Annotated in this window: 10 protein-coding genes; 8 read left to right on the plus strand and 2 right to left on the minus strand. The window is 70.9% G+C overall.

The window, feature by feature from the left end; translation table 11 throughout:
* Positions 1 to 10 precede the first annotated feature (10 nt).
* The 4 genes from IEY88_RS01245 (at position 11) to IEY88_RS01260 (ending at position 6248) form a co-directional block, all read left to right on the plus strand.
* Complete coding sequence (locus IEY88_RS01245) at positions 11 to 1297, plus strand: ABC transporter substrate-binding protein (protein ID WP_189152679.1); 1287 nt, start codon at positions 11 to 13, stop codon at positions 1295 to 1297.
* Entirely contained in the window at positions 1294 to 2592 is a 1299-nt protein-coding gene (locus tag IEY88_RS01250; RefSeq protein ID WP_189152680.1) for an ABC transporter permease subunit, read from the plus strand. The genes IEY88_RS01245 and IEY88_RS01250 overlap by 4 nt, the downstream gene beginning before the upstream one ends.
* Entirely contained in the window at positions 2589 to 3494 is a 906-nt protein-coding gene (locus tag IEY88_RS01255) for a carbohydrate ABC transporter permease (protein WP_189152681.1), read from the plus strand. The genes IEY88_RS01250 and IEY88_RS01255 overlap by 4 nt, the downstream gene beginning before the upstream one ends.
* Before the next feature lie 171 nt (positions 3495 to 3665).
* Positions 3666 to 6248 (plus strand): ATP-binding protein, encoded by a 2583-nt coding sequence (locus IEY88_RS01260; protein WP_189152682.1) that lies wholly within the window; start codon positions 3666 to 3668, stop codon positions 6246 to 6248.
* Positions 6249 to 6295: 47 nt separating this feature from the next.
* On the opposite strand, the gene IEY88_RS01265 is transcribed toward IEY88_RS01260, so the two are convergent.
* Positions 6296 to 8623: a helix-turn-helix domain-containing protein gene (locus tag IEY88_RS01265; RefSeq protein ID WP_189152683.1), complete on the minus strand. Its 2328-nt coding sequence runs from the start codon at positions 8621 to 8623 to the stop codon at positions 6296 to 6298.
* Positions 8624 to 8770: 147 nt separating this feature from the next.
* Here IEY88_RS01265 and IEY88_RS01270 point away from each other — a divergent pair, with 147 nt between their 5' ends.
* Genes IEY88_RS01270 through IEY88_RS01280 form a run of 3 tightly spaced genes read left to right on the plus strand, consistent with a single transcriptional unit; the run spans position 8771 to position 11169 of the window.
* Entirely contained in the window at positions 8771 to 9871 is a 1101-nt protein-coding gene (locus IEY88_RS01270; protein WP_189152684.1) for a glycosyltransferase 87 family protein, read from the plus strand.
* A 5-nt stretch (positions 9872 to 9876) separates the two neighbouring features.
* Positions 9877 to 10161, plus strand: coding sequence for a glycosyltransferase family protein (locus IEY88_RS01275; protein ID WP_189152685.1), 285 nt, complete (start codon positions 9877 to 9879; stop codon positions 10159 to 10161).
* A gap of 6 nt (positions 10162 to 10167) precedes the next feature.
* Positions 10168 to 11169 (plus strand): glycosyltransferase 87 family protein, encoded by a 1002-nt coding sequence (locus tag IEY88_RS01280; protein WP_268241201.1) that lies wholly within the window; start codon positions 10168 to 10170, stop codon positions 11167 to 11169.
* Here IEY88_RS01280 and IEY88_RS01285 read toward each other — a convergent pair.
* Positions 11087 to 12100: a GTP-binding protein gene (locus tag IEY88_RS01285; RefSeq protein WP_189152687.1), complete on the minus strand. Its 1014-nt coding sequence runs from the start codon at positions 12098 to 12100 to the stop codon at positions 11087 to 11089. The genes IEY88_RS01280 and IEY88_RS01285 overlap by 83 nt on opposite strands.
* 73 nt (positions 12101 to 12173) lie before the next feature.
* On the opposite strand from IEY88_RS01285, the gene IEY88_RS01290 reads away from it, so the two are divergent.
* Positions 12174 to 12791 (plus strand): DsbA family oxidoreductase, encoded by a 618-nt coding sequence (locus IEY88_RS01290; RefSeq protein WP_189152688.1) that lies wholly within the window; start codon positions 12174 to 12176, stop codon positions 12789 to 12791.
* Position 12792 lies beyond the last annotated feature (1 nt).

Genomic DNA, 12792 nt, shown 5'->3' on the forward strand with positions numbered 1-12792 from the left:
GAGCGCTTCGATGAGGAAGCAATGGATCGCGCTGCTCGCGTTGACCACCCTGGCCACCGCCTGCACCGGGGGCGCCGCGGGGACGGGCACCTCCGAGGAGTTCCCGGGCCAGACCATCGAGGTCGTCGGCCCGTGGACCGGTGACGAGCAGAAGAGCTTCGAACAGGTGCTCAAGGTGTTCTCCGACAAGACGAAGGCCGTGGTCAAGTACACGCCCGCCGGTGACGAACTGCCGACGGTGGTACAGACCAGGATCTCGGGCGGCACACCGCCGAACGTCGCGCTGATCGCCCAGCCCGGCCTCGTCGAGCAGTTCGCGAAGGCCGGCGCGCTCAAGCCGGTGAACGCCGACGTCGAGAAGGCCGTCACCGACCACAACGCGGCCGTGTGGAAGAAGCTCGGCACCTTCGACGGCAAGCTCTACGGCTTCACCTTCAAGACTGCCAACAAGTCCGCGTTCTGGTACAGCGAGAAGGCCTTCCAGCAGGTCGGCGCCACTCCGCCGGCCACGTGGGACGACCTGATCAAGGTCAGCAGGACGATCTCCGAGACGGGCCTCGCCCCGGTGTCGGTCGGCGGCGCGGACGGCTGGACGCTCACCGACTGGTTCGAGAACGTCTACCTGCGCACCGCGGGCCCGGACAACTACGACAAGCTCGCGAAGCACGAGATCCCGTGGACCGACCCCAGCGTGAAGAAGGCGCTGGAGGAGCTGGCGAAGCTCTGGGGCGACCCGACGCTGATCGCGGGCGGCGCGCTGCAGACCGAGTTCCCGAAGTCCGTGATCAACGTCTTCGGCGAGCCCTCCACGGCCGCGATGGTCTTCGAGGCGGACTTCGTCGCGAGCGTCATCACCACGAACACCAAGGCGAAGGTCGGGCAGGACGCCAAGTTCTTCCCGTTCCCGTCCGTCGCGGGCAGCAAGGACGCCGTGGTCGCCGGTGGTGACATGGCCGTGCAGTTCAAGGACGACGCGGCGACCACCGCGCTGATGAAGTTCCTGGCCTCGCCCGAGTCCGGCAAGGTGTGGGCCGAGCTCGGTGGATTCCTCTCGCCCAACAAGGACATCCCGGAGACCTCCTACCCCGACGACGTGACGCAGGAGCTCGCGAAGCGGATCGTCGACGCCGGGGACAACGTCCGCTTCGACATGTCCGACCTCGCGCCGGCCGCGTTCGGTGGCACGAAGGGCGCGGGGGAGTGGAAGGACCTGCAGGACTTCCTGGCCGACCCGAAGAACGTCGACGGCATCATGGCGCGCCTGGAAGCCAACGCCGCCAAGGCCTACGGAAAATGAGGCTTCGCAGCCCGAACGTGGACGCCGCGCCGGGGCGCTCGCCCCGGCAGGCGATCCCGTTCCTGCTCCCCGCACTGGTGGTGCTGGCCGCGCTGGTCCTGTACCCGCTGGTGTTCTCGCTGATCCGCAGCTTCTTCGATGCGTCGGGGGACGAGTTCGTCGGCGTGGACAACTACGTCGACACGTTCACCGACTCGCGGACGCTGACCGCGTTCCGCAACAACGTGATCTGGGTGGTGGTCGCCCCGGCGGCCGTCACCGGCATCGGGCTGGTCCTCGCGGTGCTGACCGAACGGATCAGGTGGGCGACGGCGTTCCGGCTGGTGTTGTTCATGCCCATGGCGATCTCGCTGTTCGCCTCGGGCATCATCTTCCGGCTCGTGTACGAGCAGTCGCCGGACCAGGGCGTCGTGAACGCGGTCGTGGTCGGCGTGCACGACGTGTTCAGCCCGGCCTCGAAGTACCCCAACGCACGGCCTCGTGACGGTTACGCCGCAACGGATGCGGGCTACGCCGGGATCAGGCCGGCGAAGGCGGGCGACACGATCACGTTGCCGCTCATCGGGTACCCGCCGCAGGACCTGCCGCCGCAGGCGCTGCCGGCCTCTCCTCCGGCCGCGGGCACCGAGGAGCTGCGCGGGGTCATCTGGCTCGACGTGTCGGTCGGCGGCAAGGCGGGCACGGTCGACCCGACCGAGCGCGGCATGCCCGGCATCGCCGTGGAGGCGGTGCGGGACGGGCAGGTCGTCGCCCGCACCACGACCGGCGACGACGGCAGGTTCACGTTCCCCGACCTGGGCACCGCGGACGTGACCGTGCGGCTGCCGGAGGACAACTTCACGCTGCCGTTCCGCGGCCTGACCTGGCTCGGGGCGTCGCTGATCACCCCGGTGATCATCTCGTCCTGGATCTGGATCATGACCGGGTTCGCGATCACGTTCATCGCGGCGGGCCTCTCGGCGATCCCGCGCGACGCCCTGGAGGCCGCGCGCGTCGACGGCGCGACCGAGTGGCAGGTGTTCCAGCGCGTCACCGTCCCGCTGCTCTCACCCGTGCTGCTGGTGGTGTTCGTGACACTCGTGATCAACGTGCTGAAGATCTTCGAGCTGGTGTTCGTCATCGCGCCGGGTTCGGTGCAGTCCGAGGCCAACGTGCTGGCCCTGCAGATGTGGCAGGTGTCCTTCGGCACGGGCGGGGACCAGGGGGCCGGCAGCGCGCTCGCGGTGATCCTGTTCCTGCTGGTGGCCCCGGCGATGCTGTTCAACATCCGCCGATTCCGACGGGAGCGGTCATGACCCTGGTGGCCGAAGAGGTCCGCATCGACGTGCCCGTCTCGGGCACGCCCAGGCGGGGGGTGCTGACGCGGCTCGTGGGCCGGCTCGGCAACGGTGTCGTGCAGGTGGTGCTCGCCCTGGTGGCGGTGTTCTGGCTGGTGCCGGTGTTCGGCCTGCTGATCGCGTCGTTGCGCGACGAGTCGGCCAACACCGCGAGCGGCTGGTGGACGATCTTCACCAAGCCCGCCGAGCTGACGCTCGCGAACTACGCCGAGCTGGTCTCGAACCACGCGGTGTGGCAGTCGTTCCTCAACACCTTCTACATCGCCGTTCCCGCAACGGTTCTGGTCGTCGTGATGGCGTCCCTGGCCTCGTACGCCCTGGCGTGGATCGAGTTCCCGGGCCGCGAGACGCTGACCGTCGTCGTGGTGGGGCTGCTGGTGATGCCGATCCAGGTCGCGCTGATCCCGGTGGCGAAGCTGTTCGGGGCGCTGGGGCTGTTCGGCACGATCACCGGCGTGGTGCTGTTCCACGTCGCGTTCGGCCTGCCGTTCGCCATCTTCCTGCTGCGCAACTTCTTCGCGGGCATCCCGCGCGACCTGATCGAGGCCGCGCGGATGGACGGCTCGACGGAGTGGGTGATCTTCAAGCGGGTGATCCTGCCGGTGGCGAAGCCCGCGATCGCCTCGCTGACGATCTTCCAGTTCCTCTGGGTCTGGAACGACCTGCTCGTCGCGCTGGTGTTCGCGGACCAGGACTCGGCGCCGATCACGGTGGCGCTGCGGGCCCAGCTGCGGCAGTTCGGCACCAACATCGACATGCTCTCCACGGGCGCGTTCCTGTCGATGATCGTGCCGCTCGCGGTGTTCCTGGTGTTCCAGAAGTACTTCGTGCAGGGCGTCCTGGCGGGGTCGACGAAGTAGAAGGCCGGTTGCCGCCCCCGTCGCGGCAACCGGCCCTCCCGGTGGGTGGCCGGTCCCCCCGGACCCGTGTCCCGGCCACCTGATCTGGAACTCATTCTTTAGCCCGAACGGCGGCGGCGACAGCGACAACCCGCACAACTCACCGATACAGTTGGTGCAGGGGAGGGCTGTGTGGACGGGTCTTTCGGCGCGTTGCTGCGCCACCACCGGCTGGCCGCGGCGCTGACCCAGGAAGCGCTCGCCGAGCAGGCCGGGATCAGTGCTCAGGCGATCGGCGCGCTCGAACGCGGCGTCCGCCGGTACCCCCACCGCGAGACCGTCACACGGCTGGCCAGGGCGTTGCGGCTGGGCGCGGAGGAGCAGTCCGGCCTGGTCACCGCCGCGTCCCGCCCGTCGGTGCCCCGGCCCGACCCCGAACCGTCCGGCCAGGTCGTCGCCGCCCAGCTGCCGGCGAGCGTGCAGGGCTTCACGGGCCGTGAGGGCGTTCTGCTGACCATGGACGCGTTGCTCGCGCACGAGCCGAACGCCGTGGTCGTCTCCGCGATCGCGGGCATGGCCGGCATCGGCAAGACGACGCTGGCCGTGCACTGGGCCCACCTGTCCCGGTCGCGGTTCCCGGACGGTCAGCTGTTCCTGAACCTGCGCGGGCACGGCGGCGGCGCCCCGGTGACGCCGCTCGAAGCGTTGGGGCACCTGCTCGTGGGCCTGGGGCTGGACCGCGCCGAGATCCCCGCCGACGTCGAGACCGCCGCCGCCACCTACCGCACGCTGCTGGCCGACCGGCGCGTGCTGGTGGTGCTGGACGACGCGGTCGACGCTCGTCAGGTCCGGCCACTGCTGCCGGGCTCTCCAGGGTGTCTCGTGCTCGTGACCAGCAGATATCGGCTCGACGGCCTGGTCGCGCGGGACGGCGCCCGGCGGATCCAGCTGGAGCAGCTGAGCCCGGAGGCGGCACGGGCGCTGCTCGCCCACGTGCTGGGGGAGCAGCGGGTCGCGGCGGAACCCGGCGCCGTCGCGGAGCTCGTGGAGCTGTGCGCGGGGCTGCCCCTGGCGTTGCGGATCGCGGCGGCCCACCTGCTCGGCGGCCGCACGATCAGCGGGTACGTGGCCGCGTTGCGGTCCGGCGACAGGCTCGCCTCGCTGGCCACGCCCGGCGACCCCGACACGGCGGTGGGGGCGGCGTTCGACCTGTCCTACGAGGCGCTCGAACCCGCCGCGCGCCGGGTGTTCCGCCTGATGGGGCACATGCCGGGCCGCGACCTGACCGCGGACGCGATCGCCGCGCTGACGGCGCTGGACCCGGCCGAGACCGAGCGCTGCCTGCACCTGCTCACCGCCGCGCACCTGGTGGACGAGCGCGAGCCGGGCCGCTACACGTTCCACGACCTCCTGCGCCTGCACGCGGCACGCCTGGCCGACACCGAACGGGAGGCCGCGACCGAACGCCTGTGGGGCCACTTCGCACTGACCTTGCTGAACGCCGGCGAACGCGTCGACCCGCGCACGTACCGGCACGTCCTGGCCGAGGACTACCGCCACACCACGTTCATCGACGACGTCATCGCGAACACGTGGATCGACGTGGAGACCGAGAACCTGGTCGCCACCACCCACGCCGCCGCGTCCGCCGGCCACACCCGCCTCGCCGTGCAACTGCTGATCGCGCTGCACCCGCAGTTCGAGCGCCACCGCATGGACTCGGTCTGGCTGACCACCGGCACCGCCGTCCTGGACGCCGCCCGCCGCACCGGCGACCTGCTCGCCGAGGCGCACGCGCTGCGGATCATCGGCGACGCGCACTGGTGCGCCTGCGACTACGAGCAGTCGCTGACGTTCCTGGGCATGGCCCTGACCGCCGCCGAAACGCTGGGACACAGCGAGTTCTACCGCGTGGTGCTGTGCGCGCTGGGCCGGACGTCGATCTCGATGGGCCGCCCGCGCGACTGCGCCGACTACTACCAGCGGGCCCGCGAGCTGTGGCGCCAGGACGGCCGCCCCACCGACGGCTCGCTCGTGCTCGGCGACGCGTACTGGGAGCTCGGCGAGCTGCGCCAGGCCTACGACCTGCACACCGAGGCGATCGCGGTGTCGCGGCGGAAGGGCATCCGCTTCGGAGTGCTGCTGGGCGAGACGCACGCGGGCCGTTCCTGCCAGGCACTGGGCCACCTGGAACGGGCGATCGAGCACTACGAGACCGGTCTCGCGCTGTGCCGCGAGTTCGCCGAACCGGCCGAGGAGGCCGGCAACCTCGCCAACCTCTCCGGTGCCTACCGCGACCTGGAGAAGTACGACCTCGCCCTGGACACCGCGCGCGAGGCGCTGGAGATCGCGACGCGCCTGGGCATGCGGCGCACGCAGATCAGCGCGTGGCACGTGCTCGGCAGCACCCACCTCCTGCTCGGCTACGACGACGCGGCGCGCAACGAGCTGCGGACCGCGTTGGAGCTGGCGCTCGCGTCGTCGCACCAGCGCGGCCGGTGTGACGCGCTGATCTCGTTGGCAGCGCTGGAGTTGCGGCACGGGCAGTGCGCGTCCGCGCGGGTGCTGGCCGCGGAGGCGCTGGAGGTCAGCCGGGGGACCGGGCACCGGTTGATCGAGGGGGAGAGCTTGCGCGTGCTCGCCGAGGTCGATCTCGCGGAGGAACGGGTGGAGGACGCTCGTGCACGTGCTGAGGAGGCTCGGGCGTTGCACGCGCGTTCCGGTTACCGGCTCGGCGAAGAACGAGTCGCGGACCTCCTGCGCCGCATCGGATGACGCTCCAGCGGGCACGACGAGGTGGAGGGTGAAGCGCCCTACCGGACTCAGCTCAGCGCCGCCACCAGTCTCGCCGCCGTGACGCGCACCGCCGGTGTGTCGTAGCGGTCGCACTCCGCCAGCGCCCGCACCCGGAACTCACGGGCCTCCGCCGCGTCCCCGGCGGCGTCGGCGAGTGCGGCGAGCCGGTCCAGGACCTCGACGCGCTGATCGGACAGCCGCACCTCGGACAACGCCGCCAGCAGTTGCTCCCGCGCCTCGCCGAACCGGCCCGCGTCCACGAGCACCAGCCCGCGCTGGTGTTGCACGCGAGCCGTTCCGGCGGTGTTGGAGTGCCTGCGGAACAACGACTCCGCCTCGTCGAACAGGTCGAGGGCGGCGATCACCTGACCCGCGGCGGCCAGGGTCGTCGCGAGGCGGATCAGCATCATCGACAGCAGTTCGTCGTCGCCGTCCGCTTTGCGGTGCTGGTCCACGCTGCGCTGCTGCACCTCGGCGGCCTCGGCGAGGGCACCGGTCGTGTGCAGCATGAGGCCCAGCAGGGACAGGGCCAGGTTCTCGCCGATGCGGTACCCCGCCTGTTCGAACAGGGCGACGGAACGGTGGCCCAGCGACACCGCGGTCTGCGGTTCGCCGATGCGGCGCCGGATCGCCGAGCCGTAGTAGCAGGTCCACGCCTCGGTGATCGTGCCGGTCGGTATCGCGGCGGCTTGCTCGTGCACGGCCAGGGCCTCGTGGGGCCGCCCGGACAACGCGTAGAGCGACCACGAGAGGTAGTTCAGCTGTTCGGCCGCGGCCCTGGCGTTGCCCAGGTGCCGGGCCGCGTCGGCGCCGGCCTGGAACACCTCGCGCCAGAGTTCGCCCACGCCGTGCATGTCCGAGTACCAGTGCATCGCCTGCGCCAGTGCGAGAACGCGGTCGTGCTCGTCGGCTGCCAAGGCCTCTTTCGTTGCGGAGCGCCAGTTCTCCAGTTCGAGTTCCAGCCAGCGCGCGGCGGAGTCCTTGTCGTGCACCGGGCCCGTTCGCGCGGCGGGGACGTCGTGGTCGAAGAACCGGGCGGCCCTGGTGGCGGTGTCGAGGAGCCAGTGGCGCAGGCGGGTGCGCGCTTGGTCGACGGCGGCCGGGGTGTCGTCGAGCTCCAGGCGTTCGGCGGCGAAGACGTGCAGCAGGTCGTGGCGGGTGTACCGGCCCGGTGTCTCGCTGATGCCCAGCAGCGAGACGTCGGCCAGTTCCTCCAGCGCCTCCTCGGCGTCGCAGGTCAGCGCGGCCGCCAGCGCGGCGCCGGCCTCGGGGCTCGGTACGAGCGCCAGTCTGCGGAACAGGGTGGCGGCGTTCGGGCTGAGCTGGTGGTAGGAGATCTCGAACGCCGCCCGCACCTGCAGGTCGCCCGCGCGCAGGACGGAGAGGCGGCGTTCCTCGTCCTCGAGTTGGTCCGCCAGGTGCCGGATCGTCCACTGTGGCCTGCTCGTCAGGCGGTTGCCCGCTATCAGCAACGCCAGCGGCATGCCGCCGCACAGCTCGGCCACCCGCTCGGCCGCTTCCGGTTCGGCGTCCAGCCGTTCGGGACCCGTCACGGCGCGCAGCAGCTCCACGGAACGGTGCGGGGGCAGCAGTTCCAGGGGCAGGCGGTGTCTCGCGTCGAGGCCGGTCAGGGTGCGGCGGCTGGTCAGCAGGATCAGGGTGCCGGGGCTGGAGGCGAGCAGCGGGCGGACCTGCGCCTCGTTCGCCGCGTTGTCCAGCACCAGCAACACCGTCCGGTCGCGCAGCTGGGAGCGGTGGAGCGAGAGCTTGTCGTCCGGGTCGGCGGGGATCTGGCGTTCGTCCACTCCGAACGAACGCAGGAGCCGGTGCGCGGCCTGGCCGGGGGTAAGGGGTTCCGGGTCGGTGCCGCAGAGGTCGAGGAACACGCAGCCGTCGGTGAACCCCGCGCCCAGGCGGTGGCCCGCGTCGACGGCCAGCGCGGTCTTGCCGGAGCCCGGGGCGCCGTGCACCACCGCGATCTGCAGTCGCGAGGACGAGGACGCGTCCGCCGCGAACCCGTCCAGCAGCTCCTTCTCGGTGTCGCGGCCCGTCAGCTCGATGAGCACCGGCGGCAGCGAGCTGGACGTCGCGAGCGGAACCTCGGGGCGTTCCTCGGCCGCGACCACCCGGCTGGCCCTGGCCAGCGCGGTGAACTCCGCCGCCTCCTCGTCGCGCAACCCGAGGCCGCCGATCAGCAGCTGGACGGTGCGGTACTGCGGGCTGAGCGTGCGGCCGCGTTCCATGTCGCTGATCGCGCGCGTGCTCAGGCCGGTGCGGTCCGCCAGTTCCTCCTGTGTCAGCGGAACTCGCGACCGGTAGAACCGGAGGAAGTCCCCGAACGCGGTCGTGCTCACTGCGCGCCCCCTCTTCGTTCCTGCGCATCATGCCTCCTGGTAGACGCGCGGCGCAGGGTCGGAGCTGCTTCACCGCGATACTTCTTCCGGTGTTTCTGCTGGTTGTTCAGCAAGGTGCACAGCATTCGCCGTACATAGCTTCGAAGTGTGTCCATAGCTTCTTCCCAGCGGCTGTCTGCTGCGCTCTGGCTGGCCGCCCTGGTGTGGCTGCTGGTCACCTGGTCCGGCCACTACCCGATCGACCTCGACGTGTACCGGCTCGGCGGCCTCGCCTGGCTCGAGGGCCGTCCGCTGTACGCCGGGTTCACCGGCCCGCCGCTCGACCCCCAGCTGCCGTTCACGTACCCGCCGTTCGCGGCGATGCTGTTCAGCGGCTTGAGCTTCGTGCCGGGCGCGTGGCAGAACCTGCTGGTGGTCGCGTCCGGTTTCGTCGCGCTGACCGCGGTGTGCGTGGTGGTGGCGGGGAAGGTCCGGCCCGGTCTCAAGTGGACGGCCGGTCCGCTCGCCGCGATCGGCGCGCTGGCACTGGACCCGGTGTGGACGACCTACGGCTACGGCCAGATCAACCTGTTCCTGATGGCCCTGGTCGTGATGGACGTCCTGGTGGTCAAGGACGAGCGGTGGCGTGGCGTGCTGATCGGCGTGGCGGCGGCGATCAAACTGACGCCCGCGATCTTCGTGCTGTACTTCGTCGCCAAACGCGACTGGCGGGCCGCGATCACCTCGACGGCCACGTTCGCGGGCCTCGTCGCGGTGGGATTCCTCGTCGCGCCTCGGGATTCGCTGCGGTACTGGCTCCACTCGCTGCTGAACCCCGACCGCATCGGTGACATGTCGCTGTCCACGAACCAGTCGATGCGCGGTCTGCTGCGCGGGTTCGGCCTCGCTCCCGGTGTCGAAACCGCGCTGTGGGCGGTGCTCGCCGCCGTTGTGGTGACAGGGGCTCTTGTCGTCGCCCGGCGCACCCGCGACGATCTCGTGGCGCTGTTCGTCATCGCGGGTGCGGGGCTGCTGGCCTCACCGGTCTCCTGGCTGCACCACTGGGTGTGGTGCGTGCCGGTGCTGGTGTTCCTCGGCCTGCGCGGCAACGCCTGGCCCGCCTTCGCCGCCGTGTTCCTGGTGTTCGTCACACGGCTGCACGAGTTCGACACCTACGTGTGGCTGGCCCTCGTGGCGTTGGGGCTGCTGGTCCTCAAACCGGCTGTGCGGAGACACCCCGCGGACTTCCACACCAGCTTTTCGACCTAGGCTTGATGCACGACTGGCTGGAGGAACCGGTGCTCGAACAGCGTGTCCTGAGGTTCGCGCCGCTGGTGCTGTGCCTGTCGCTCGCCGTCCACGCCGCGACGGCGAAGTGGGGGATGATCGATCTCCAGGTCTACTGGAGCCTCGCGCCCAACGTGCTGCGCGACCAGCTCTACTCGATCGACATGCCGTTCACGGCCGACTTCCCGCTGCCCTTCACCTACCCGCCGTTCGCGGCGGCGGTGTTCCTCCCGCTCTCCGCGCTGCCCTGGATCGCCGCACGGGTCGTCTAGCAGGCGTTGTCGCTGCTCTGCCTGTGGTGGCTCGTGCGCACGGCGCTGAAACTGCTGGCCGCCCGCGCCGAGCAGCCGTTCGATCGGACGTGGCAGCGCCGCGCTCTGCTGTGGACGGCCGTCGCGCTGTGGTTCGAGCCGGTCCGCAAGACCCTCGACTTCGGGCAGATCAACCTGGTGCTGGTCGCCGGGACGTTCGCGGCGGTGGTCGCCGTCCGGCAGGCGGTGGCGGGGCTCGGTGTCGGTGTCGCCGCCGGGATGAAGCTGACGCCGGCGATCTCCGGCCTGTACTTCCTCGTCACCCGCAGGTGGAAGGCCGCGCTGTGGTCGGTCGCGGGCTTCGCGGTCACCGTCGCGCTGGGTTTCCTCGTGTCGGCCGGGGACTCGTGGCGCTACTGGTTCGAGCTGCTCGGCGCGGCGGACCGGGTCGGGCCGGTGGGCTCGGTGATCAACCAGTCGTTGCGCGGCGCCCTGTCGCGGTCGCTGGGGTACGACGTCGAGACGTCGTGGCCCTGGCTGCTCGCGGTGGTGGTGTCGGCGGTGTTGACGGGGTTCGCCCTGCGGGCGGCCGTGCGAGCCGGCGACACGCTGGCCGCCGTGGTCACCGTGCAGCTGTTCGGGTTGCTGGTCTCGCCGATCTCGTGGAGCCACCACTGGTTGTGGGTGATCCCGCTGGTCCTGTGGCTGGTCCACGGTCAGCGCAACCTCGCCTTGGCCGCGGTGTGGACGGTCGCGGTCTGCTCGGACGTCATCACGATCCTGATCGACCTGCAGCCGTCCATCTGGGAGATCCCGCGACCGTGGCCCCTCGCGGCGCTCGGCTGGGTCTACCCGGCGCTGGCGCTGGTCACGCTGGGGGTGGTCGCGTGGTCGTGCGGTCTTGCCGGCGCCCAGGAAGCCGGACGGCACGGTCACGGGGTGCGCGTCAGAGTTCCATCTCCTCGTGCCACTCGGCGAACGGGTCGGCGAAGTCGAGTTCGGTCATCAGGCCGAGCTCCTCGTCGGTGACCAGGGCGGACCGGAGCGCCGCGGTGATCCCGGCGGCGTCGGCGGACGTGGTGATCACGACGAGCTCCTGGTCGCGGTCGCCGTCCCAGGGACCCAGGTTGCCGATCCGCAACCCGGCTCCCGCGGACTCGAGCCACAGCGCGTCGTCGGGCTGGCTCGCCACCCACACCCGGCCGCGCACGCGCACCACGCCGTCGAGCAGCACGTCGATGCAGTCGTGCAGCCGCATCGGGTGGAACGGGCGGCGGTCGGTGAAGTGGACGACGGACACGCCGTGCGCCGGTTCCAGCGACGGGCGCCCGAACAGCAACGACCCGAAGCCGTCGTCGATCTCGCCACGCCGGGAGGTGGCGGGGATCGCGCCGAGCAGCGTGACGACGTCGAGCTCGGGGAGGAGCTGGCGGGGCGCGTGAGGGGTCAGGCGGTCGAGCACGGCCGTGAGCACCGGGTCGGCGGGGCCGGTCAGCACCAGGGCGTCCGCGAACTCCGCCTGCCCGACGACGACCTGCGCGACGGTCCGCTCGTCGCCCTCGGCCGCGCGCATGCCCCGGTCGGCGAGCGAGTCGGCGCCGGTCGCGTCGTCGAGCCAGGTCGCGGTGTCGAGCACGGTGACGACGGCCTCGACCTCCACCTCGGTCTCGCCCAGCGCGAAGCAGACCGCCTCGGGTTCGAGCATCGGGTCGAGCTGCACGATCACCCGCCCGTCGATCCCTTCGAGCAACGGGATGAGGTCCAGTCGCAACGTGCACGAGACACACCCGTGCGCGAGCTCTAAGACGGTGAGCCGGCCGTCCGCCCAGCGCCGCAGGACTCCGTCGGCCAGGCTGCTCAGATCATGCCTGACCAGCGACGACTCCGGGGACGCGCGCCAGAGCTCGTCCGCGACGTCGTGGTGGGTGAATCCGGCGACCAATACGACCCGTGCTGCCATGGGGCGCAGCCTACATGACAACGATTATCGTTTCTGCGCGGACGTTGCCCGGCGGACGTGACATGATCGAACGATGCGGGTCGAGTTCTGGGCTGACGTCATCTGTCCGTGGTGCTACATCGGCAAGGCGCGCTTCGACAAGGCGCTCGCCGGCTTCGAGCACCGCGCCGAGGTCACCGTGGTGCACCGCGCGTTCGAACTGGATCCCGGCAAGTCCGGCGTCGAGTCCGTGCAGGACATGCTCGCCGCCAAGTTCGGCCCGCGCGCGGCCGAGATGGAGGAGTCCGTCGCGCGGCTCGCGCGGGACGAGGGCCTCGGGTACCGGCTGGACCGCGAGGTCGGCAACACGTTCGACGTGCACCGGCTCCTGCGCCTGGCGGGGGAGAGGGGCGTCCAGCCGCAGGTCCTCGACGCCGTGCTGAACGCCAACTTCGCGCAGGCGCGTTCGCTCTTCACGCCCGAGTCGCTGACCGAGATCACGGTGGAGGCGGGCCTCGATGCCGCCGACGTGAAGACCGTGCTCGAAGACCCCTCCGCGTACGCCGACGAGGTGCGTGCCGACGAGCAGCGCGCCCGTGAGCTCGGCGTCTCCGGCGTCCCGTTCGTGGCGCTCGCGGGACGTCTTGCCGTGGCCGGTGCTCAGCCGGTAGAGCTGTTCGAGCGGGCGCTGACGCAGGCTTGGGAGGCGTGAG

Origin of the sequence: Lentzea pudingi, assembly GCF_014646255.1 — a bacterium.
Lineage (GTDB): Bacteria > Actinomycetota > Actinomycetes > Mycobacteriales > Pseudonocardiaceae > Lentzea > Lentzea pudingi.